This window comes from Candidatus Thermoplasmatota archaeon, from assembly GCA_035540375.1.
Classification (GTDB): domain Archaea; phylum Thermoplasmatota; class SW-10-69-26; order JACQPN01; family JAJPHT01; genus DATLGO01.
Genome location: DATLGO010000101.1, coordinates 1 through 20565, shown reverse-complemented (window position 1 = coordinate 20565; position 20565 = coordinate 1). Strand labels below are relative to the sequence as shown.

General features: G+C 71.6%; 19 protein-coding genes. 5 read left to right on the top strand and 14 right to left on the bottom strand.

Going from position 1 to position 20565, the window contains the following annotated elements:
- Positions 1–3 precede the first annotated feature (3 nt).
- Complete coding sequence (locus tag VM889_12360) at positions 4–819, top strand: methyltransferase domain-containing protein (protein HVL49345.1); 816 nt, start codon at positions 4–6, stop codon at positions 817–819.
- Here the strand turns inward: VM889_12360 and VM889_12355 are convergent.
- Both VM889_12355 and VM889_12350 read right to left on the bottom strand, forming a co-directional pair.
- Positions 812–2614, bottom strand: coding sequence for a cation:proton antiporter (locus VM889_12355; protein HVL49344.1), 1803 nt, complete (start codon positions 2612–2614; stop codon positions 812–814). The genes VM889_12360 and VM889_12355 overlap by 8 nt on opposite strands.
- Before the next feature lie 39 nt (positions 2615–2653).
- Complete coding sequence (locus VM889_12350; GenBank protein ID HVL49343.1) at positions 2654–3451, bottom strand: succinate dehydrogenase; 798 nt, start codon at positions 3449–3451, stop codon at positions 2654–2656.
- 247 nt (positions 3452–3698) lie between these two features.
- Between VM889_12350 and VM889_12345 the strand changes: the two genes are divergently transcribed.
- Positions 3699–5357 (top strand): DEAD/DEAH box helicase, encoded by a 1659-nt coding sequence (locus VM889_12345; protein ID HVL49342.1) that lies wholly within the window; start codon positions 3699–3701, stop codon positions 5355–5357.
- A 52-nt stretch (positions 5358–5409) separates the two neighbouring features.
- On the opposite strand, the gene VM889_12340 is transcribed toward VM889_12345, so the two are convergent.
- Positions 5410–6675: a redox-regulated ATPase YchF gene (locus VM889_12340; GenBank protein ID HVL49341.1), complete on the bottom strand. Its 1266-nt coding sequence runs from the start codon at positions 6673–6675 to the stop codon at positions 5410–5412.
- 68 nt (positions 6676–6743) lie between these two features.
- Between VM889_12340 and VM889_12335 the strand changes: the two genes are divergently transcribed.
- Positions 6744–9866, top strand: coding sequence for an MMPL family transporter (locus tag VM889_12335; protein ID HVL49340.1), 3123 nt, complete (start codon positions 6744–6746; stop codon positions 9864–9866).
- On the opposite strand, the gene gpmI is transcribed toward VM889_12335, so the two are convergent.
- From gpmI to VM889_12300, 7 genes are all read right to left on the bottom strand, one after another.
- Complete coding sequence (gpmI, locus tag VM889_12330) at positions 9863–11386, bottom strand: 2,3-bisphosphoglycerate-independent phosphoglycerate mutase (protein HVL49339.1); 1524 nt, start codon at positions 11384–11386, stop codon at positions 9863–9865. The genes VM889_12335 and gpmI overlap by 4 nt on opposite strands.
- A gap of 43 nt (positions 11387–11429) precedes the next feature.
- A complete protein-coding gene (locus VM889_12325) occupies positions 11430–12227 on the bottom strand; it encodes a DUF92 domain-containing protein (protein ID HVL49338.1) in 798 nt (265 codons plus the stop codon).
- 50 nt (positions 12228–12277) lie between these two features.
- On the bottom strand, positions 12278–13066 hold the full coding sequence (locus tag VM889_12320) for a 30S ribosomal protein S3ae (protein HVL49337.1): 789 nt from the start codon (positions 13064–13066) through the stop codon (positions 12278–12280).
- 231 nt (positions 13067–13297) lie between these two features.
- Entirely contained in the window at positions 13298–13558 is a 261-nt protein-coding gene (locus VM889_12315; protein ID HVL49336.1) for a hypothetical protein, read from the bottom strand.
- Positions 13559–13612: 54 nt separating this feature from the next.
- A complete protein-coding gene (locus tag VM889_12310; protein ID HVL49335.1) occupies positions 13613–13948 on the bottom strand; it encodes an MscL family protein in 336 nt (111 codons plus the stop codon).
- 39 nt (positions 13949–13987) lie between these two features.
- The gene (locus VM889_12305) at positions 13988–14827 is read right to left on the bottom strand and encodes a mechanosensitive ion channel domain-containing protein (GenBank protein ID HVL49334.1); all 840 of its coding nucleotides are present in this window, start codon (positions 14825–14827) and stop codon (positions 13988–13990) included.
- A 38-nt stretch (positions 14828–14865) separates the two neighbouring features.
- Positions 14866–15465 (bottom strand): hypothetical protein, encoded by a 600-nt coding sequence (locus VM889_12300; GenBank protein HVL49333.1) that lies wholly within the window; start codon positions 15463–15465, stop codon positions 14866–14868.
- A 53-nt stretch (positions 15466–15518) separates the two neighbouring features.
- On the opposite strand from VM889_12300, the gene VM889_12295 reads away from it, so the two are divergent.
- Positions 15519–16367 carry an alpha/beta fold hydrolase gene (locus VM889_12295; protein ID HVL49332.1) on the top strand — a complete coding sequence of 283 codons (849 nt, stop codon included), beginning with the start codon at positions 15519–15521 and terminating at the stop codon, positions 16365–16367.
- A 149-nt stretch (positions 16368–16516) separates the two neighbouring features.
- Positions 16517–16837: a hypothetical protein gene (locus tag VM889_12290; protein HVL49331.1), complete on the top strand. Its 321-nt coding sequence runs from the start codon at positions 16517–16519 to the stop codon at positions 16835–16837.
- Between the two features lie 45 nt (positions 16838–16882).
- Here the strand turns inward: VM889_12290 and VM889_12285 are convergent, their stop codons facing one another.
- The 4 genes from VM889_12285 to VM889_12270 form a co-directional block, all read right to left on the bottom strand.
- Entirely contained in the window at positions 16883–18409 is a 1527-nt protein-coding gene (locus VM889_12285; GenBank protein HVL49330.1) for a serine--tRNA ligase, read from the bottom strand.
- A gap of 66 nt (positions 18410–18475) precedes the next feature.
- Positions 18476–18709 carry a KEOPS complex subunit Pcc1 gene (locus tag VM889_12280; GenBank protein ID HVL49329.1) on the bottom strand — a complete coding sequence of 78 codons (234 nt, stop codon included), beginning with the start codon at positions 18707–18709 and terminating at the stop codon, positions 18476–18478.
- Entirely contained in the window at positions 18706–19929 is a 1224-nt protein-coding gene (locus VM889_12275) for a hypothetical protein (GenBank protein ID HVL49328.1), read from the bottom strand. The genes VM889_12280 and VM889_12275 overlap by 4 nt, the downstream gene beginning before the upstream one ends.
- A gap of 70 nt (positions 19930–19999) precedes the next feature.
- The gene (locus tag VM889_12270) at positions 20000–20455 is read right to left on the bottom strand and encodes a 30S ribosomal protein S15 (protein HVL49327.1); all 456 of its coding nucleotides are present in this window, start codon (positions 20453–20455) and stop codon (positions 20000–20002) included.
- Positions 20456–20565 lie beyond the last annotated feature (110 nt).

Here is a 20565-nt window from a genome sequence, read left to right as displayed (position 1 = left end):
GCGATGGAACCTCGCGCATCCGCGCTCACCGTCGATGGCTGGGACGACGCAGCGGCCGGTTACGACGACCTCATGGCGCCGGTCACCACGCCCTTCTGCGAGGAGGCGCTCCGCGTCGCCGGCCTGAAGGCGGGCGAGCGCGTCCTCGACGTCGCCGCGGGAACGGGCGCGCTCGCGCTCGAGGCCGCCCGCTCGGGGGCGCGCGTGGTCGCCACGGACTTCGCCCCGATGATGGTCGAGCGCCTGCGGGCGAAGGCGCGCGCCGCGAAGCTCGCGAACGTCGAGGCCATCGTCATGGACGGCGAGGACCTGAAATTCAGCGACGACGCGTTCGACGCGGCCTTCAGCGTGTTCGGTCTCATCTTCTTCGCCGACCGCGCCGCGGGCTTCGCCGAGATGCGGCGCACGCTCAAGCACGGCGGCCGCGCCGTCGTCGTCGGCTGGTCGGCGCCCGAGCGCGTGGGCCACGTCGCGCCCGTGGCCGAGACGCTCGCCGAGATGGTTCCCGACGCGCCCGACGAGGCGACTTCCCCCGCGCATTGCTTCGCCGATCCCGCGACGCTCGCCCGGGAGATGCGCGAGGCGGGCTTCCGCGACGTCCGCGTCTCGACGGCGCGCCGCACCCTCGTCTTCCCGTCGGCCGCATGGTTCGCGGACAAGGGGCAGCGCGCGGTCCCGAGCGGTCTTCTCGTCGAGCGCGCGCCGCCCGCGTTCCGGGACGCGTTCCGCGCCCGCCTGGTCGAGCGCGTCCGCGCGCGCTTCGGCGACGGGCCCGTCGCCTTTGAGAGCGAGGCGCACGTCGGGTTCGGGATCAAGTAGGCTTCTCGGCCTCGCCGCCGAGATACGTCAGCCGCGAGCCCGGCTTGAGCGCGGCGTCGTCCGCGGCCGTCGCGAGGACGAGGCGACCTTCGTCCGTGACGAAAAGAGGCGTCGGCGCCTTGCCGCTCGGGCCCGCTCGCGCGGCGACGGTCCCGTCCGGCGCGACCACAGCCGTGTGGACGCGATCGCCTGCGTCGAGGCGCGCCTCGAGCGACGCGAGGGTCTCCTCGTCGCCGAAGAGAACGCGTCCGTGAAGATGGCCGACGGCGCTTGTCGCCGCCCCCTCCCGGGCCATCGCCGCGGTCGCGGTCTGGTAAACCTCGTTCCGCCCGAAGCGGCCGGCGTACGCGAGCGAGGCGAGGCTGTTCACCTCGTCGTTCGGCGTCATCGCCGCGAGGCGACCGAGGTCGTCGCGGTCGAGGTCCTCCCGGAAGGTCTCGGCGAGCGCGTCCGACGGCGTCGCGTCGAGTCCCGCCGCGCGGGCGGCCTCGACGTTCTTCAGGTTCGTGTCGACGAGGAGGACGCCGTGCCCCTCGGCGCGAAGCGCCGAGGCGAAGGCCCGGGCGAACGAACCCGCTCCGACGACGAGCGCGCCCTGGGGCCGCGGCCCGGAGAGCCCGAGGGCGCGGGCGACGGGACCGGAGGTGAGGCCGTACACGGCCACGGTGGCCACGATGGCGGTGAACACGAGGGGGACGAGTCGGCCCGCTTCCGGATGGCCCGCGGCCTCGAGCCGCAGCGCGAAGATGGAGGCGACGGCCGCCGCGACGATGCCGCGCGGCGCAAGCCACGCCACGAAGGCGCGCTCGCGCCATGCGAGGCTCGTGCCGACGGTGCTCGCGAGCACGCTCGCGGGACGGACGACGAAGAGAAGCGCCGTCACGAACAGGATGCCGCCGACGCCGACGGCGGCGAGGTCCTCCAGGCGGACCCGCGCGGCGAGCGCGATGAAGAGGACGGCGATGAGGAGGACGCGCAGGTTCTCCTTGAACTCGACGATGCGGTGGACGTGCACGCGCGATTGGTTCGCGAGCGCGACACCCATGAGCGTCGTCGCGAGGAGGCCGGATTCGCTCGCAAGGAGGTCGCTTGCGACGAACACGGCGACGACGGACGAGAGCACGATGGGGCTTTCGAGGTGGTCGGGGAGCCACCGTCGCGAGAGCATGACGTAGAGGGCGCCCGCCCCGAGCGCGCCCATGAAGACGCCCGTCGCGACCGAGCGCACGACGCCCGTCCCGACGAGGCCGGTGACCTCCGCGAGCGAAGCCGCGAAGGTGGCCTTGAAGACGATGACCGCGAGGAGCGCCCCGACGGGGTCGATGAGGATGCCTTCCCACTTCACGACCGCGCCCACGGGACCCCGCGGGCGGACGTGCCTGAGGAGCGGCCCGACCACGGTGGGTCCGGTGACCACGAGGATCGCGCCGACCAGAAGCGCGATGGGCCACGAGAGGCCCGCAAGCAGGTGAGCCGCCGCGGCGCCCGCGAGCCACGCGACGAGCGCGCCTACCGTGATGAGCCGCGTGACCGCGGGTCCGTGGCCGCGGATCTCCTTGAGGCTCAGCGACAAACCGCCCTCGAACAGGATGATGCCGACCGCCACCGCGACGCCTGGAAAGAGAAGGTCGCCGAAAAGCGCGTCCGGATCGAGCCATCCCGTGACGGATCCCGCGAGGAAGCCGGCGACGAGGAGGACGAGGATGGACGGCAGGCGCACGCGCCACGCGAACCACTGCGAGGCCACCCCGAGCGCGAGGATCGCCCCGAGGCCGAGGAGGATGTCGCCTGCCACGGGCCCATGACGGGCGCCGTCGCCATAACGGTTTCCGGATCAAGCCGGGAGGCCGAGGAAGGTCGCGTCCCCCGAGAGCGCCAGATGGCGGATGTACACGTCCGCGACGAGGACCCACGCGAGGCTCACCCACGCCCAGAGGGGATGACGCGCGTTGAGCGCCGTGACGCCCGCGGTGAGGCGCCGCCGCGTCCGGCCCGCGAGGTCGCAGTCGTAGGCGTCGAGGCCGCCTCCGAGGAGGTGGCGCAGGCTGTGGCAGCCGAGGAGATAGAACGCGAGGAAGGCCACCTTGAGCGCGAGGACGACGGTCCCGACGCCGAGATAGAAGCCGTGCGGCGTCGCGAACGCGAGGACGGCGTCCTGCAGGTTGAACGCGAGGGCGACGAGGGCGACGTAGAGCGCGAAACGGTGCAGGTTGTTGATCGCGAAGAGGCCCGTTTCGCCCTTGTAGCCGCGGCCCCGACGCGCGGGGACCGCGCACGAGCCCGGTCGCGCGAAGAAGCCTCGGTGGTAGATCTTCCGATAATAGTAGCAGCTCGCCCGCAGCGCGAACGGGACGGGCAGGAGGAAGGTCCCGGGCGAGGCGAGCGCCGCGCCGAGGATCGGGAGGCCGCGCAGGAGGTCGGGCGCGAGATACGTGAGGTCCGGGTGGCCGAAGGGCGAGGCGTAGTGGTAGCGTCCGTTGTCGGCGAGATAGTGCGTCGCCTCGGCCGCGCGGAAGACGGCGTAGCCGCCGAAGGCGACGATGAGGAGCATCGCCGCGACGGGCCAGACCCAGGCCGCGTCGGATCGAAGCGTACGGGCGGGGCCGGGGGGCGCGTCGCGGGCGAGGTGCATCGTGTCGCTTCTGCGAGGGCGCGGCCCGGCGTGGTCGCTTCGTGCGAGCAATCGCGACCGGTCGCTGCTGTATAGACTCTCCCCCGGGCGGCCGGGGAGCGTGTCCGGTCGCGCGGGACAAGGTCGGCTTCAAATAGCAGGACCGACTTCAGCGGCCTGACCCTTCGTCCTGACCGGCCCTCTTCGGTGTGACCGCGGTCGTGTTGTGTGCGGGCCAATCCCGGGCGCTCGGTCAGAACGTGATAGCATGGTCCAGTTCGATTCGTTTCCCCTGCCCGAGAGCGTCCTCGCCGCCTTGTCCGCGATGGGCTTCGTCGAAGCCTCGCCGATCCAGGCCGCCGCCATCCCGAAGCTCCTCGAAGGTCGCGACCTCATCGGCCAGGCGCAGACCGGCACCGGCAAGACGGCCGCCTTCGGCATCCCGCTCGTCGTCGCGGCGCTCGACGGCCGTCCCGGTCTCGTCCTCGTCCCCACGCGCGAGCTTGCGCAGCAGGTGACGGCCGAGATCGACCGCATCGGCGCCAAGGCCGGCGTCCGCGCGCTCGCGCTCTACGGCGGCTCGGCGTTCGGCCCGCAGGCCCGCGCCCTCGCGGCCGGCGAGGCCTCCGTGATCGTCGCCACCCCGGGGCGCCTGCGCGACCACATCGAGCGCGGCACGCTCGATGCGGCGTCGGCCCGGCTCGTCGTCCTCGACGAGGCGGACGAGATGCTCAAAATGGGATTCGTCGAGGAGGTCGAGGCCATCCTCGACGCCGTCGGGCCCGAGCGCCAGACGCTCCTCTTCAGCGCGACGATGCCTCCGGCCGTCGCCGACCTCGCGCGACGCTATCTCCGCGCGCCCGAGCACATCGTCGCCGAGGCGCCGAACGCCTCGGTCGCGAACGCCAACACGGAGCAGTTCGCGGTCGCCGTGGACCACGTCGAGAAGACGGACGCGCTCGTCCGCATCCTCGCGGCGGAACGTCCGACGGGGACGCTCGTCTTCCGCCACACGCGCGAAAGCGTCGACGTCCTCGTCGACGAGCTGCGCGCGAAGGGCGTCGCCTCCGAGGCGCTCCACGGCGGAATGCCCCAGGAGTCGCGCGAGCGCGTTCTCGCGCAGCTGAGGCAGGGCCGCGGCCTCGTGGTCGTCGCGACCAACGTGGCGGCGCGCGGTCTCGACGTGGACTGCATCTCGCACGTCGTCGTCTACGACGCTCCGCGCGAAACAGAGACGTACGTCCACCGCATCGGCCGCACGGGCCGCGCGGGCCGCGACGGCAAGAGTTACCTGTTCGTGACGCCCGCCGACCGCGGACGCCTGCGCGGCGTGGAGCGCACGGTCGGCCACCGCCTCCCCTGGGCCGAGGTGCCGACGGACGACGAGGTGCGCGCCGCCCTCGCGCGTCACGCGGGCGCCTGGCTCGCGGAGCGCGTCGAGACCCCCGCGGAGGACCACCTCGCGGCCGTGGACGCGGCCGTCGCGGCGGGCCGCGACCTCCGCGCGCTCGCCGCCGTCCTGCTCGGACGGCTCGCGCCGCTCGAAGGCTTCCGCATGCCGCCGCTCGAGCCGCGCCGCGCCCGCGCCCACCCGCGCCACGAGCGCCCCGCGCCCCGCGGCGGTCCCGCGCGCCGCGAGCGAGGCGGGCCCATGGTCGCGCTGACGCTCAGCGTCGGCCGCGACGACGGCGCGCGCCCCGGCGACATCGTGGGGGCGCTCACGAACGAGGGCGGCCTCACGGGCGCCGACGTCGGACGGATCGACATCCTCCCGCGCATGAGCGTCGCGGAGGTTCCCGAGGACCGCGTGCAGGACGTGATGGACGCGATGCAGCGCGCGACGCTGCGCGGCCGCCGCGTCCAGCTGCGCGTCGCGGACCGCTGGGAGTTCCGCGGGCCCTCCCGGGCTGCGGCCCGCGGGCGCTGAGCGTCGGCGACCGGGCCGGCCAGGCCGCGTCAAGCCCTCGCCGTCGGCGGGGTCAACGTCCCGCGACGATGCGGACGACGTCGCCCGCCTCGAGGACGTGGTCCGCGCCGATCACGCGCTTCGTCTTCGCGTTCACCGCGCGGATGAAATGCTCCCCGAGCTCCGTGTGGACCTTGAACGCGAGATCCTTCGCGTTCGCGCCCCGCTTGAGCAGGTGCGCGTCCGGGAGCACGCGCCCCTCCTTGTCGGTGAAGTGCGTGTCGTCCTCGACAGGGAACACGGGGACGAGGTCGAGGAGCTCGTAGGTCGCGGTCTCGAGGAGCTTCTGCACGCCGGTGCCGCCGAATCGCGCGAGGACGTGCTTCTCGATGTAGTCGAGCGCGGCCTTCTGCTTCGCGGTGAGCTTCGTGGGCTCCTTCACGCGGAACGTCGCGTCGCCCGGAAGGTACTCGATCACGCCCGCTTCCGCCGCGCGGCGGAGGGCGAGTTCGCTCTCTGCGCTCGTCGGGACCACGGTGACGCCGGTGAGGGCGGTCGCTTTCGCGACCTCGTCGTCGCCGAGGAGGTCCGCCTTGTTCGCCGCGACAACCATCGGCTTCGACATCTCGCGGACGCGCCGCGCGAGGTCGAGCAGGGTCGCCTCGTCCCACTTCGTCGGGTCGCCGCCGGCGATCGACCTCTGGAGCGCGAGGCCCACCTTGTGCTCGTCGATACCGAGGCCCGCGAGCCGCTCCGCGAGGACGCGCTCGAGCTTCTCGCCTTTCATCACGATCGCCTTCGCGGCGCGGTCGAAGCCTTTCGAGACGATGCCGGCGATCCAGTGCGCGATCTCGTCCTCGAGGAAGGCGATGTCCTCCCTGGGATCGTGGCTCCCCTTCGGGACGGGGTTGCCCTCGATGGAGGTCGAGCCCGTGACATCGACGACGTGGATGAGCGCGGAGGCCTGTCGCAGATCGTCGAGGAACTTGTTGCCGAGGCCCTTCCCGGCGTGCGCACCCGGCACGAGGCCCGCGACGTCGAGGAGCTCCACCGGGACGAGTCGGACGCCGTTGCGGCAGAGGCCCGTCCTCGGCGTGCAGGCCGCAAGACCGACGGCGACGTGTGGACACGGCGCGACGCGCACGAAACCCATGCCGCGGTTCGGCTCGATCGTGGTGAAGGGATAGTTCGCGATCTCTGCGGGCGCGAGCGTGGCCGCCGCGAAGAGGGTGGATTTGCCGACGTTGGGCTTGCCGACGAGACCGACGAGCATGACGCTTGCGGCCGCGTAGGGCCTCGCGCCATTTGAGCCTTCGCGGTCGAAGGCGAGCGCGGTCACCACGCGGGCGATTGCGCGTCGACCATAACCTTATTGGCGTCGCGCACGGATCGAGGCGGGATCGCACGATGGGGCAACCGAAACCGGTCTGGCTCGTCGCCCTCGCGCTCGCGGCGTTCGGCGCCCTGCTCGGGCACGTCGGCGGCTCGCTTGCGGGCGAGCTGACCCAGACGGGCTTCACGGCGGACTGGTACGTGCAGGGTCCATCGCCCGTCGTGCCTGCGTCGAAAGCCGTGCCGCTCGCCGGGACCTTCGCCGTCTTCCTCGCGGGCCTCCTCGCGCCGGTGGGCGTGCTCCTCGCGCTCTCCGGCCGCGACATCCCGAAAGGTGCCCGCGGCGGCTCGACGGCGACGGACGCCTACGTCCTGCGCGTCACGCTCGGCGCCGTCGCGCTTCTCGGCGCCGCCGCCGTCCTCGCGACCGCCGCGAGCGTCCCCTTTCCCGCCTCCGCCCACATCGCGCATCTCGCCTGGCTCGCGGCCTCGATCGGCGCGCTCGCGGGCGCCGCGCCGGCGCTCCTCGCCGCGCGCGCGGCCCGGCTCGGGCGCCTCCACCGCGCGGAGTCTAACCTCATCGGGCGCGCCGCGGCCGCCGCTTCGCGATCGCCCCTGGTCGTTCTCGCCGTCTTCGCGCTCCTCACGGTCGGCGCGGCGGGCGGCCTCGCGAAGGTGCACACGGACGTCGACGTCGCGGACGTGCTGCCCCGCGGCGACCACAACTCGACCGCGGCGCACAACCTGACGGACAAGTTCAAGAGCGCCTTCACGCAGCAGGTCACGCTCCAGTTCACGGTTCCCGGCGAGGAGGCGTGGGCCCGCGACAACGCGAAGTTGCCCAACCGGCGAACGAACCCGCAGCACGCGAACATCTCGGACGAGGTGTACGTCCGCGCGCTCGACGAGTTCCTCGAGTTCGTGCGCGCGCAACCCGGCACGCCCTACACCGGCTCGGTCGCGATCCCGGACTTCTACCGCATCATCAACTGGACGATCGCGGGCGGCATCCGAGCCCCCGACGCGTCCTATGCGCTGCCCGGCACGGACGCGTACGGCGAGCTCCAGTACGCGAGCGTGGACCGGGGCGTCTGGGCCGCGATCCCGGGCACAGTCACGGCCGTCATGTCGCCCGACCGGAAGACGTCGGCCGTCCTCCTCATCCCCTCGCCCGACACGCCCCTCACGAGCAAGGAGCTCGGGCGGGAGGCGATCCGCCTGCGCGACGCCTACGTCGATTGGGCCGAGAGCGACCCGAAGGCGTACAAGGTGTTCACCGGGGACAACCCTCCGCTCGTGACGGCCGACCTCGTCGTCTCCGCGGCGCACGCCTCCGATCTCACGTCGAAGGACTTCGCCTTCCTCATGCCCATCGTGGGCGCCTTCATCGTCGGGTCGCTCTTCTTCGCGTTCCGCTCCGTCAAGCTCATCCTCGTCGCCTTCGCGGCGCTCGTGCTCGCCGTCGCGTGGACTTTCGGCGTCATGGGCCACATGGGCATCGCGCTCAACACGCTGAACCTCACCATCGTCCCGCTCATCCTGGGCGTCGGAATCGACTATTCGATCCACATGGTGAACGAATTCCAGCTGAACCGCGCCCGCGGCTCGAGCCCTTCCGAGGCCTGGGCGAAGGCTGGAAGCCACGGCGCGCTCGCGCTCTTCGTCGCGACGCTCACCACCATCTCAGGCCTCATCGTCATGATCGCCTCGCCGAGTCTCCTCATCGCGCAGCTCGGCGTCCTCGCTTCCATCGCGATGCTCAGCATGTACCTGCTGAGCGTCCTGTTCATCCCGGCCGCGGTGACGATCCTGAACCCGCGCGTGCGCGAGCGATCGTACAAACCCGCGGCGACCATGGGCGCCATCGCGGTCGGCGTGAGCCGCGCGCGCATTCTCGTCGTCATCGTGCTCCTCGGCGTCCTTGCGGGCGCCTACGCCTCGTCGCAACGGCTCGGGACCGAGAACTTCGGGGATCCGCCGCGCAACTGGCTCCCCGACGACCCGTTCCGCAAGGAGCACGAGGAGGGTCTCCGTCGTTTCTACAACGTCGACACGCCCGAGGAGAAGGCGAACGTCCTCGTGTTCGAAGGCGACATCACGGATCCGCGCTCGCACATGTACATGGAGGCGATCGAGGCCTCGTTGCGCGAGGAGGAGCGCGTCGTCACGCAGACCCTCCGCACGCTTCCGTTCCTCATGCGGACGTACCTCACCGTGCGCGAGGGCGTCCCCGGCGCGGCCCAGTTCCTTCTCCTCGAGAACCTCGGCAAGCGTCCGAACGCGCCGGTGGACCGGCCCTACCCCGCGACCCGCGAAGAGGTCGACGCCCTCCTCGACGAGATCCAGACGACGCCCCTCTTCGAGTTCGCGAATCTCTTCTACAACCACCCCAAGAAGGACACCGCCATCATGGTGTTCTCGCTTCGCGCGGCGACCTTCGAGGACGCCTCGGAGGCGTGGACGCAGGTCTGGCGGGCGGTCGACGAGAACGAGCGCCTCCGGCCTCCCGGCATGAAGGTCGCTCTCGCCGGCAACACCGCGACCAACTACCTCTTCGTCGCGAAGGAGGTGCCGTGGCTCACGTACATGAGCGTCGCGGTGAACATCACCGTCGTCATCATCGTGCTCCTCGTCGCGCGCAACCTGCGCACCGCCGCGACCGTCGGCGTCGCGAACTTCGCGACCGCGCTCGTGTGGCTCGGGGCGCTTCCGTTCCTCGGCATCGGGATGGCGATCACCCTCGCCCTCCCGCTCATCTTCATCTTCGCGATGGGGTCCGACTATTCCCTTCATCTCGCCATGGCGGCGCAGAAGGGCGACGACACCGAGGAGGTCTTCCAGACGACCGGGAAGGCCATCCTGTTCTCCTTTGTGACGACTGCGGGGTCCTTCGCGATCTTCACCCAGATGAGCGACCTCGCCGTCCGCAAGACGATGGTCGGGACGACCGTGGCCATCTTCCTCATCTTCCTCCTGACGGTGCTCATCGTTCCGACGTTCTTCCCCGCCCGCCGCGCCGCGCGCCCGCGCCGGGTGGAGGTCAAGGCGCCTCCGGCGCCCCCCGTCGTCGAGGCCGCCGCGCCGACGCCGTTTTCCGCGCCCGCCGAGCCGGCTCCCGCAGTCGGTGGCGAGGAACCGGCGTCCCGACCGCGCGTCCCCCGACGCCTCTCGACGGGCGTCGTGAAGGACGAGGATTAGGCCGCGAGGTCCCGGCCCGTCATCGCCCGCGGTCTCGGAAGCCCCATCGCGGCGAGCATCGTGGGCGCGACGTCCGCGAGGATGCCCCGCGCGAGTTTCTCGCCCGGTCCTGCGCCCGCGGCGTGGATGAGGGGAACGGGCAGCGTGGTGTGCGCCGTCTGCGGGGATCCGTCGGGGTTCGCCATCTCCTCGGCGTTCCCGTGATCCGCCGTGACGAAGACGTGCCACCCCTTCGCGCGGGCGACGGGAAGGATCCGTCCGAGGGCGCGATCGACCGTCTCGACCGCCTTGACCGTCGCGTCGAAGCGACCGGAATGGCCGACCATGTCGCAGTTCGCGAAGTTCGCGACGATGAGGGAGAGATCCCCGGCTTCGAGCCCCGCGAGGATGGCGTCCGCGACGCCCGACGCGCTCATCTCGGGCTTGAGATCGTACGTCGCGACCTTCGGGGACGGCACGAGGACGCGTCGCTCGCCCGGGAACTCCTTCTCCTCCCCGCCGTTGAAGAAATACGTGACGTGGGCGTACTTCTCGGTCTCCGCAACGCGCAGCTGCCTGAGGCCCGCCCGCGCGACGATCTCGCCGAGCGTCTCCGTCGGACGCTCGTCGCCGAAGGCGAAAGGCAGGCGGAACGTCTCGTCGTAGCGCGTCATCGTCGCGAAGTGGACGCGCGGGCGTCGCCCGGCATCGAACCCCGCGAAGCCCTCCTCGGCGAAGGCGCGCGTGAGCTGTCGAGCGCGATCCGGCCTGAAATTGAAGTACACGACCGCGTCCCCGTCCGCGACCGGGGCGCCGCCCGAGACGACGGCGGCGTCGACGAACTCGTCCGTGACCCCTTTCGCGTACGAGGCCTCGACGTGCGCGACGGCGGAGGCCGCGGAGGCGCCCTCGCGCCGCACGATGGCGTCCCACGCGCGCTTCGTCCGGTCCCAGCGCTGGTCGCGGTCCATCGCGTGGTACCGGCCGCCGACGGTGGCGATGCGGCCGACGCCGCGTTCGCGCATCGCTTTCTCGAGGGCCTGGAGGAACCCGACGCCCGTCGTGGGTCCCGTGTCGCGCCCGTCCGTGAAGGCGTGGACCTGCACCCGGTCGCCCGAAAGGCCGCGGCGCTTCGCGAGGTCGAGGAGCGCGACGAGATGCTCCTGCGAGGCATGGACGCCACCGTCCGAGACGAGGCCGAGGAGGTGCAGGCGACCTCCGTTCGACTTCACGGCCTCGACGGCGGCGACGAGCGTCGGATTCTCGAAGAAGTCCCCGTCGCGGATCGACTTGTCGATGCGCGAGAGCATCTGGTAGATGACGCGACCCGCGCCGAGGTTCATGTGGCCGACCTCGCTGTTGCCCATCTGGCCCGGCGGGAGCCCGACGTCCTCGCCGGAGGTCGCGAGCTCCGTCCACGGGCACTCCGCGAAGAGCGCGTCGAGGGTCGGCTTCTTCGCCGCGCGGATGGCGTTCGCCTCGTCGGCGTCGCGGCAGCCGAAGCCGTCGAGCACGATCAGGAGCGCGGGTCGGACCCTCATCGCGGCCGCGAACCGGCTCGCGCGGGAAAAAGCCTGCGACGCCTCACACGAGGAGGGCGAGCGCGAACCCGAGGCCCGCGCCCGCGGTGATCGAGAGCAGGTTGACCTCCTCCTTGTTCAGGAGGCCGTCGACCTCGAGCGTCGCGCCGAGGACGGAGTCCACCTGGCACCCGATGAAACCGACGAGGGTCGGGATGAGGACGAGCCAGACCGTCAAGGGCGCCGCGGGCGGAAAGGGGGCAAGGGCGCCCGCCGCGAGCGGAACCACCGCGACCATCACGGCTCCGATGAGCGCCATGATGAACGCGCCCGCGAGGGCAGCGGTCTGGCCGATCGCGGAAACGCCGCCGTCCACGCCGGGCGGCACGCGCTTGAACGTCGTGATCATGTACACGCGCTTCGCGAGGCTCCCGAACTCGGAGGCGAGCGTGTCGGAGGCCGCGACGGAGACGGCGCTCACGTACGCGATCGCCGCCGGGCCGACGCCCCACTGGGATACGATGGCGGGCGTGAGGAGCGCAATCACGGTCGGCGTGAGGCCGTTCGCGACGACGTTGCGCGTCGCGCGGCGGCCGCCGCCCTTCTCCGCGACCTTGCGCTTCTCCTTCTCCTTGAAATGGAAGCGCGTCGCGACGGAGGCGAGGCCGAGGAGCGAGAAGAGGAGGAAAAGCCAGAGGACGTTCGTGAACACGACGATGGTCGCGCCCATCGCGAACGCGGTGAACGCGCCCATCGCGTTCAGCATGTCCTTCCGGTAGGTGTAGACGCCGATGGCGCCGACGACCGCGACCTGCGCGAGCGTGAGCGCGAAGGCGAGCGAGCCGATCTCCGGAAGGGACATGGAAAGTGTCCCCGGCGCGCTGAGGCGCGCCGGGAACGGGGATCAGCGCGTCACTGGACGCGCTCTTCCTCGGTGAGCTCCTCTTCGGCCTTGACCTCGACGCCCTCCTCGAGGGACGCGCTGATGTCCTCGACGACTTCCTCGTCGGCGGGGGCGGCGTCGCCGTTCGTGGGCGCGGGGGCCGCGAAGACCTCGACGTCCTCGACGTAGCCCTCGGGCTCGCGGCGGACCTCGCTCTTGCGGATCTCGACGCGCTTCAGCGGGTAGACTTTGCGGGCCTCCTTGAAGATGGCCTGGCCGAGCTCGCCGTTCACGACGTCGCGGACGAACTCGGGCATGGAGCGGCCCTGCGCCGAGTCCTGGACGATCTTCGTCGCGATGCGGCGGATGTCCTGCTCCTGCGTGGTCTTCGCGCGCTTCTCGGTGACCGCGAAGGGCTTCACGCGGATCGTGAAGCCGTCCTTCGTCGTCGCGTCGACGACGTGGTCGATCTTCGAGTGCTTGCGGCGCGTGAGGCGGCGCACGTAGTCGCTCGTGAGCTCGTGGCCCACGAACTTCGTGCCGCAGTCCGTGCCGGCGACGCCGTTGACCTTGAAGTAGACCTTGATGTGCATCTTCGAGAAGTCGCCCGTGAGGTCCTGGAGCGTCGCCTCCGCGACGCGGCCGAGGAGCTTCGGCGTGTCGTCCGCGAGCGTCTCCGCGATCGCGACCGCGTTGAACATCTTGGGCGCCTTGATCGTGTACCACTGCTTGGACTTCCACTTGTCCTTGACCTTGCGCGTGGACGATCGCTGGACTGCCTTCTTCTTGCCCTTCTCTTCACCCTTGTCCTGGGCCATCGCAATGCACCTGAGGTCCTTCCGCGGTCGAAGCGTGGCGGAAGCCCATCAGGTCCGACGCGCGCGGCGCGGAGAGCGGGCTCATCCACACCACGGTCTGCGGGTCGCGCCCCCGAAGGGGCCGGCTTGAGCCGAGGGACCCTCGCGCGGAAGGTGAGCCGACGACGGCGGAGGGGGTATATGAGGGTTTGGGGGTGGGGCGAGCCTCGGGACGAGGACTTCGGGTCCGCTTCAGGCCTTCGCCTGCGATTCGCGCCAGGCCGCCTTGCAGGCTTCCTCGCCCTTCTCGGCGACGCAGGCTTCCCACTTGGCCTCCATCGCGGCGTGGCGGTCCCACGCGGCGCGGCAGGCTTGTTTGCCCTTCTCGGCGACGCAGGCGCGCCACTTCGCGCCCTCCGTCGCGGGGAACGCGGGGCCCGAGGCGAGAACGGTTCCGGCGGCGAGGGCCGCGACGATGAGGAGGGACATCGCGAGCTTCATGGGCGTGCGCATGGAAACATCAGGACCCGCGGATGCGTCCCGCCTCCTGAAGGATTGCGATCCGCCTCACTTCTTCCCCACCTTCGCCTCCCCGAGCACCGCCTTCGCGACGAGGAACACGAACGCGGCGATGATGAGGAAGTTCAGCGTCTCCCCGAGGATGCGTCCCACCTGGAACGGATCGAAGGGACCGACCTGCCACGTGGCCTCGCGCCACGACCCGCCCGGGAGGAGCGCTCCGACGATGGGCATGAGGAGGCCCTCCACGACGGCCTTCACGAGCGAGGTGAGGGCGGCGCCGATCACGAACGCGATCGCGAGGCCGATGACGCCGTAGTTTTCGAGGAACGCGCGGAACTGCGAGGCGATGCCCGCGTCCTTCGCGGGCGAGGCTTCCGTCATGCGGCCGCGAAGCGCCGCGCGACGGATAGCGGCATCGCTTCACGCCGGCCGGCTCGCCTCGGCGACGGCGCGCACGAGCTTGTCGAGGACGTGCTCGCGGCCGCCAATCGGGGCCTCGACGGAGGCGACGGCGCCGACGCCCGCCGCCTGAACGGAGGTGAGGCGCACGGTCGGGGCCGGGATCCCGTGGCGCCGGGCGGCGGCCGCGAGGCGCGCCTCGAAGGCCGCGGGATCCGCGACGGGCGGAACCGGGATCTCGATGCGGCTGCCGAGCGCGCGCGAGGAGGCGCGGCGCGCGAAGGCGCCGCCCGTCACGAGCGCGCCGTTCGGGATCACCGCGACCTCGCCGTGGTCCGTCGCGACGGAGGTGTAGAGCAGCCCGGTCTCCGAGACGACGCCGCGCACCGTCTGGTTCGCCACGGTGACGACCATGTCGTCGCCCACGCGGATCGGATAGCTCGTCACGAGCAGGATGCCCGAGAGGACGTTCGTGATGAACGTCGAGGCCGCGAAGCCGATCGCGACCGCGGCCACGCCCGACGCGAGGAGGATCGTCGAGGGATCGACGCCGAAGGCGCGAAGGGCGAGCACGAGGCCGCCGAGGAGCGCGGCGACCTCGAGCGCGAACGAGGCGAACGCGGTGGGAGCCTCGCCGGCGAGGGTCCGCATGCGCGGGCGGAAGAAGCGCCGGATGAGCGTCATCGCGACGATGACCCCCGCGACGATGAGCGCGACGCGCAGGGCCTGGCGCGCGCGCGGCTCGAGGTCGAGCGTGGGGACGGCCGCGCCGTCGAGGACGAGGACGAGGACGAAGATCGCGGCGCCCACGAGGAGCGCGCGGGCGGCGAGGGCGCGCAGGGCTGGACCGTCGAGGCGCATGGGCGGCCAAGGTCGCAATCCGCGAAATAGGCGTCGGCTCAGATCGCGCCGAGGGCGCGCACTTCGAGCGCCCCGGCGAGAAGCAGGCTCGCGGAGGCGAGCGCGAAGACGGGCACGAGGCGTCGCGTCGGGACGACGAGGCTCCAGCCGATCGCGGGCGTCGGAACGAAATCGCGGTACGCGAGGAAGCCCGCGAGCGCGAGGCCGAGGACGGCCCCGACCTCGAGGACGATCACGGGGAGCATGGAGGGGCCCTTGTAGAGCCCGGCGTCGAAGAGGTAGTGCACGCCCGAGACGACGGAGAGCGCGACCGCGAAGAAGAGGATCCACGGGATCGCGCGGCGCAGGTCGCGATCCTTCTCCTTCGCCATCGCGAGGAATGCGATGCCGGGAACGACGCATGCGAGACCGAGGTTGTGGACGACGATGTGCGCGAGAAGGTAGCCGGGGCCGAAGGCCTCCGTGAGCGCGAAGAGGAGCGAGAAGGGGGCCCCTCCCGTGAGGAAGGGGATCGCGACGTCGACGATGCCCGTGAGGAGGCCGAGCACCGCGAGGACGAGCATGGCGGCGTGGAAGGCGACCGGGAGCCGGGGTCGCTTCCGGGGCGCGGGGGGCCCGTTCCGTCGCGGGTGACGCACGTCCGGTCCTTCGCCTGGGGGATTAAATCCTTTCCTGTGCATGGGTTCCCCCCATGGACGTGACCCTCGTCTCGATCCCGCACGGCCCCGAGACCCTCGCGGGAACGCTCGCCACGCCCGAAGGCAAGCCCCTCGGCTGCCTCGTCCTGGTGCACGGTTTCCTCTCCTCGCGCTTCGAGGTCGCGGAGGCGGCCGAACGCCTCGCGGAACGCGGGTGGGTCGCGCTCGCGATCGACTTCACCGGACACGGCGGGTCCACCGGCCCGCGCGGGCGCACCGGGCGCGCCTGGATGGTCGCGGACGCGCGCCGCGCGGGCGCCTTCCTGCGCGAGCAGGGCTTCGAGGCGCCGCTCGGCATCGTGGGACACTCGACCGGGGGTCCGATGGCGCTCGCCGTGCTCGCGGAGGCGGAGGAGTTCAAGGCCGGCGCCGTCGTCGCGCCCCTCCGGACGCTCCGGCACGAGATGACGTCGCTCGAGCGCGGCGCCGTGCCCCTCCTCGGGCGGGTCTCGAAAGCCGCGACGCGGCTCGGCCTTCCCCCCATCCAGTTCCCTTACCGGTACGCGAAGGCCTACGATCGCCTCTTCGACGACCAGGCCGCGGCGGCGCGGGCGCGCGAGCGCGGGTTCCTGCAGAAGACTGCGAGCCTCGCCTGGGTCGACGAAGGGCTATCGGTGGACGGCGAGGCTTGGGCCCGCACCGTCGCGAAGCCCGTGCTCGTCATCGTCGCGACGCACGACCGCGTCGTCGCGCCGGAAAACAGCCGCGCCGTGTACAAGGCGCTCGCGGGCGACAAGCGCCTCGTGGAGCTCCCCACGGGCCACTCCGTCTTCGGCGACACGAGGGGCGCGGAAGCCGTGGCGGCCGTCGACCGGTGGTTCCGTGAAAAGCTGCATCCTTGACGCAACATCGTCCGGGCCGTGAGCACGCAATTTTCCTCATTCTCGGTTCCGAGGCCGGGCTTTTTCAGCGTAAACTGGACAGGTTCGAACTCGATGCCAAAGTCGAGGCGACCCGAAACCGACAAATATTATCCCCTCTTTGGGCCACCGTGCAGCGCCGAATCCGCAAGGTCACCTCGTACGTGTGTACGGGCTGCTACCGCACGTTCCCGACGAGCAAGGACGCCAAGACCCACGCGGCGTCGGCCCACCCGCCGAAGGCCGAGGGCCCGAAGGGGAAGCCCGGCCGCCGGCCCAAGCAGACGACGGCGATCATCGAGGCCATCAAGGGCGGCGCGCACTCCGCGGCCGACATCCAGGCCAAGACGAAGATCCCGCTCGGCCGCATCCACAGCCTCCTGTCCTACCTGCGGCGCAAGGGCGTCGTGAAGGGCTTCAAGGACAAGATCAAGCTCGGCAAGGCCGCCTGAAGCGGCCCGCGCGCGGGCGTCGCGCGTCGCGACGCCCGGTCGCGCTCAGAGGAACTGCGTCTCCTTCGGCAGCTCGGGCAGGAACTTGCGGAATCCGGCCGGCCAGTCCGCCGGGTCGATGCCCTTCTGCGCGAGGAACGCGACGGCCCAGCGCTCGAGACCGATGCCCGAGCAGCCGCTCCAGAGGTCCGCGCGCTGCGCCTTGATGTTGAACGCATCGGTGTATTTCTTGCCGACGATGCTCAGATTCTGGAACTCGAGCCACTCGCTCTCCTCGCGGGAGCCGCGGTAGGGCATCCACGCCTCGAAGTCGATGGTGCCGACCTCGAGCTTGTCCGTCTCGACGACCTCCTTGTCGTGGCCTTCCTGCGCGAGGAAGAACGGCGTGACCCAGGCCATGCGCCACTCGAGGTCGAGGATCTCGTTGAACACGTGCTTGTAGCGCGCGACGAGCTTCTCGCGCACGTCGAGGAGCTGTTCGCGCGTTCCGATGTACACGGGCTCGATGCGGTGGAACTCGTCCACGCGCTCCATGCCGTGGCGGCCGCCCGACTCGTAGCGGTTGCTCACGGCCGCGCGGTCGAACACCTGGACGGGAAGCGACGCGTCGGCGATGGTGCGCTGCTGGAAGCTCCAGTAGATGTTGCCGCATTGCGCGTAGCAGATGCCCGCGTTCGGCGGAGAGAGGTTGGCGAGGAGCTTGTCCGTGGGGACCTTGCGCGTGATCTTGACGAGGTCGATGAATTCCTGCCACTCCGCGACGTCGCGCGTCCGCGGCTCGCTCACGTAGTAGATCTCGTTCGGGACGCCGTGCATGTGGCCGGACTTGAGCCACACGTCGAACGGGACGTGGTGCGGGATCATGATCTCCTGGAAGCCCGCGGGCTTCAGGACCTCCTCGACCGCGATGCGCTCCATCGCGCGGATGATCGCCGCGATCTGGGGGCGGAAGACCCACTTGCCCTTCGTCGGGCCCTGCTTCAGCCAGTCGCGCTCCACCATGGCCTCGGTCGGGTTGCGGTCCCAGCGCGGCTCCTTCGAGGGCGACGACCACATCGTGCGGTGGTACTCTCCCTTGCCCTCGTAGTGCTGGAGGTTGACCTTCTCGCGCACGAGGTTGATCATGCGATCGATGTAGTTGTTCTCCAGGAACTCGGCGTCCACGTTCGCGAGCTCGAGCGTCGCGGTCCGGTCCTCGACGCGCACGGCCTTCGCGAAGGGCACCATGACGGGATGCTTCACGGGCTTCTCGAGCTCGAAGGTGACCTCGTAGGCGTCGATGATCACGTCGCGCACGCCGAGGCGGTGCGCCTTCCCGAGCTTCTCGCCCATGGCCTTGCGCAGGCGCAGGAGCGCGTCGTGCGCGCGCAGGCGGCCCTTCGATTCGACCTTGACGTGGATGGTGGAGCCCTCCACCCGGACGTCGTGCACGCGCGCCTCGTCGGTGCCGGGCTCGGCGCCCTTGCGCTTGAGGATCGTGGCGTTCGCCTCCTCGAAGAACGCCCGGATGGCGGCTTCGGCGGCCTTCGCGTCCGCGCTCAGGACGAAGCGTCCCGCGAGGTCGAACTGCATGGTCACGAACGCGGGAACGGTCGCCCCGGCGTTAAATCCTTGCGGGCTCCGGGCGGGACACGCGGCTCACGGACCCTTGCCGGCGCGCGCGGCCTTCTCCGCGAGGGCTGCGGAAGCGAGCCAGTCGTCGAGGGTGCGCAGGAGCGAGAGCGGGTCGGCCGCCTCGGCCTGAGCGACGAGCATCGCGCCCTCGGCGCGCGAGGCGATGAATCCGCCGTCGTCCGGCGCGAGGGACGCGCGGACGGCCTCGGCCGTCGCGGCGTCGTCGAACGCGAGGGACACGCGGGCGCGGCACTTCACGCGGATGCGCCCCCGAGCCGCTTCGCGACCTCGCCCGCGAACGCGTGCGCCGCGTCCTCCGGCACGAACGCGTGCGCCGCGCCGCGCCGGCCGCCGCCCGCGCCGCCGAGCGCCTTCGCGGCCGCCGCGAAGGCCGCGCCGAGGTCGTCGTCGGGCGCGGCGCGCGCCGTCGCGCGGCCGACGAACGCGGCGCCGCCGTCGGCGCGGACGCGCACGAGCGCCGCGCGGGCCCCGGGCGGCGCGAGGTGCGACGCGGCGACGCCCGCAAGGGACGTCGCGAGGTCCCCCTCGGCGACCGCGAGCGTCGCGACGGCGCCCTCGAGGAGGAGGCCGTCGCGCTCCGCGCGGAGGGCCTGCGCGAGCACGCGCTCCCGGAGGGCGGCGCCCGCGGCGAGGAGGCCCGCGGCGTCGCCGAAGGCGAGCGCGGGGCGGCCGGCAAGCGCGGCCGCTTCGAGCCCCCACGCCGCCGCGTCGGGGGCGACCCCGTCGGCGCCGCGGTGCCGCGTCGCGACGAGGTCGTCGGGCGCGAGCCCGGCCTCGAGGCGTCGGAGCGCGAGGAGCGAGACGAGGCGCTCCTGCGCGGCGACGTCCAGCGCGCGCGGCGAGGCGTCGGGCGCGATCCCGGCCTCGTCGAGGAGCTTCTTCGCCGCGCGGGCGCGGCCCGTGAGGCCGGGGAGGAACGGGTCGAGCGAGCCCGCGAGGGCGTCGAGCATCGTGCCGCCGTCGAGCGCCATCTCGCGCGTCGCGCGGAGCGCGCCCGTCTCGACGGCTTCGCTCGCGAGCTCGCCGTTGAGGCCGCGCAGCGGCCGCTGCCGATCCGCGAGCGCGCCCGCGACCGCGAGCGGCGCGAGGTCGAGGTGCCGCGCCGCGAGCGAGCGCGCAAGGAGGAGCGCGAGGAAGGAAAGCGACGCCTCGGAGGACGCGTCGTAGCGTCCCGCGTGCGCCGTGAGCCGCGCCGCGATCACGGGGTCCTCGGGTCCGTGCGCGCCGTCGACGAGCACGACGCCCGCGGCGAGCGGCGCGAGCCGGTCCGCGGACGCGTCGCCGAGGCCGATCGCGACGGCGACCGCGTGCTTGCCGGCGGCGATGCGATCGGCAAGCTCGGGGGTGAGGGAATCCGCGAGCGTCAGCTGGAACCCGACGCCCTCGCGCTCGAGGGCGCGGGCGAGGATGGCGCTTGCGGCGAGGGCGTCGCCGGAGCGCGCGGCGACGAGACGCACCGTCTCCTCCGAGCGGAGGAGGTCGGCCGCCCTGCGCGCCTCTCCGGCGAGAGCCGTGGGGTTCGCCCCCTTACTCGACGACGAGCTCCGCCGTCTCGGCCGAGTAGCGCCAGTCGGCCGGGAGGCGGCCCTGGATCTTGTAGTACTTCGCGAGGCGGCGGATCTTGCTCTCGATGAGCGAGAGACCGCGCGCGTTGGAGTGGTCCTTCGCGTGCTCCTTCACGTGGCCGCGCAGGTGCACGGCGCGCTTCATGAGGTTCTGGAGGTCCTCGGGGATCTTCGGCGCGAGGCCCTGCTCCTCGAGGATGGCCTGGAGCTTCTTGCCCGTCGCGAGCCGCACGTTGGGGACGCTGTACTGGTCGCGCAGGACGAGGCCGATCTGCGCCTGCGTCTTGCCTTCCTTCGCGAGCTTGACGATCGTCTCGACGACCTCGGCCTTGTCGAGGCCCTGCCAGTCGGGGATCTTTTCGCGGGTGGGGCGGACGGACGACGAGCTGCCCTTGCGGCGGGCGTGCATGCGTGCCATGTGGAACACTCCTTTTCGGCGATCCGTGGAAGCCTTCGTCCACCGAGGGACGGGGCCGCGACGGTCGACCCGACAGACTGGGGCTGGGAGATAAGGGTTTCGCATAGGGG

Bases quoted from the DNA above. Each gene is read 5' to 3' on its own strand.
- VM889_12310 (HVL49335.1), bottom strand. From the start codon at position 13,948: ATGACGGAAGCCTCGCCCGCGAAGGACGCGGGCATCGCCTCGCAGTTC.
- gpmI (HVL49339.1), bottom strand. From the start codon at position 11,386: ATGAGGGTCCGACCCGCGCTCCTGATCGTGCTCGACGGCTTCGGCTGC.
- VM889_12360 (HVL49345.1), top strand. From the start codon at position 4: ATGGAACCTCGCGCATCCGCGCTCACCGTCGATGGCTGGGACGACGCA.
- VM889_12325 (HVL49338.1), bottom strand. From the start codon at position 12,227: ATGTCCCTTCCGGAGATCGGCTCGCTCGCCTTCGCGCTCACGCTCGCG.
- VM889_12305 (HVL49334.1), bottom strand. From the start codon at position 14,827: ATGCGCCTCGACGGTCCAGCCCTGCGCGCCCTCGCCGCCCGCGCGCTC.
- VM889_12335 (HVL49340.1), top strand. From the start codon at position 6,744: ATGGGGCAACCGAAACCGGTCTGGCTCGTCGCCCTCGCGCTCGCGGCG.
- VM889_12345 (HVL49342.1), top strand. From the start codon at position 3,699: ATGGTCCAGTTCGATTCGTTTCCCCTGCCCGAGAGCGTCCTCGCCGCC.
- VM889_12315 (HVL49336.1), bottom strand. From the start codon at position 13,558: ATGCGCACGCCCATGAAGCTCGCGATGTCCCTCCTCATCGTCGCGGCC.
- VM889_12320 (HVL49337.1), bottom strand. From the start codon at position 13,066: ATGGCCCAGGACAAGGGTGAAGAGAAGGGCAAGAAGAAGGCAGTCCAG.
- VM889_12350 (HVL49343.1), bottom strand. From the start codon at position 3,451: ATGCACCTCGCCCGCGACGCGCCCCCCGGCCCCGCCCGTACGCTTCGA.
- VM889_12285 (HVL49330.1), bottom strand. From the start codon at position 18,409: ATGCAGTTCGACCTCGCGGGACGCTTCGTCCTGAGCGCGGACGCGAAG.
- VM889_12270 (HVL49327.1), bottom strand. From the start codon at position 20,455: ATGGCACGCATGCACGCCCGCCGCAAGGGCAGCTCGTCGTCCGTCCGC.
- VM889_12295 (HVL49332.1), top strand. From the start codon at position 15,519: ATGGACGTGACCCTCGTCTCGATCCCGCACGGCCCCGAGACCCTCGCG.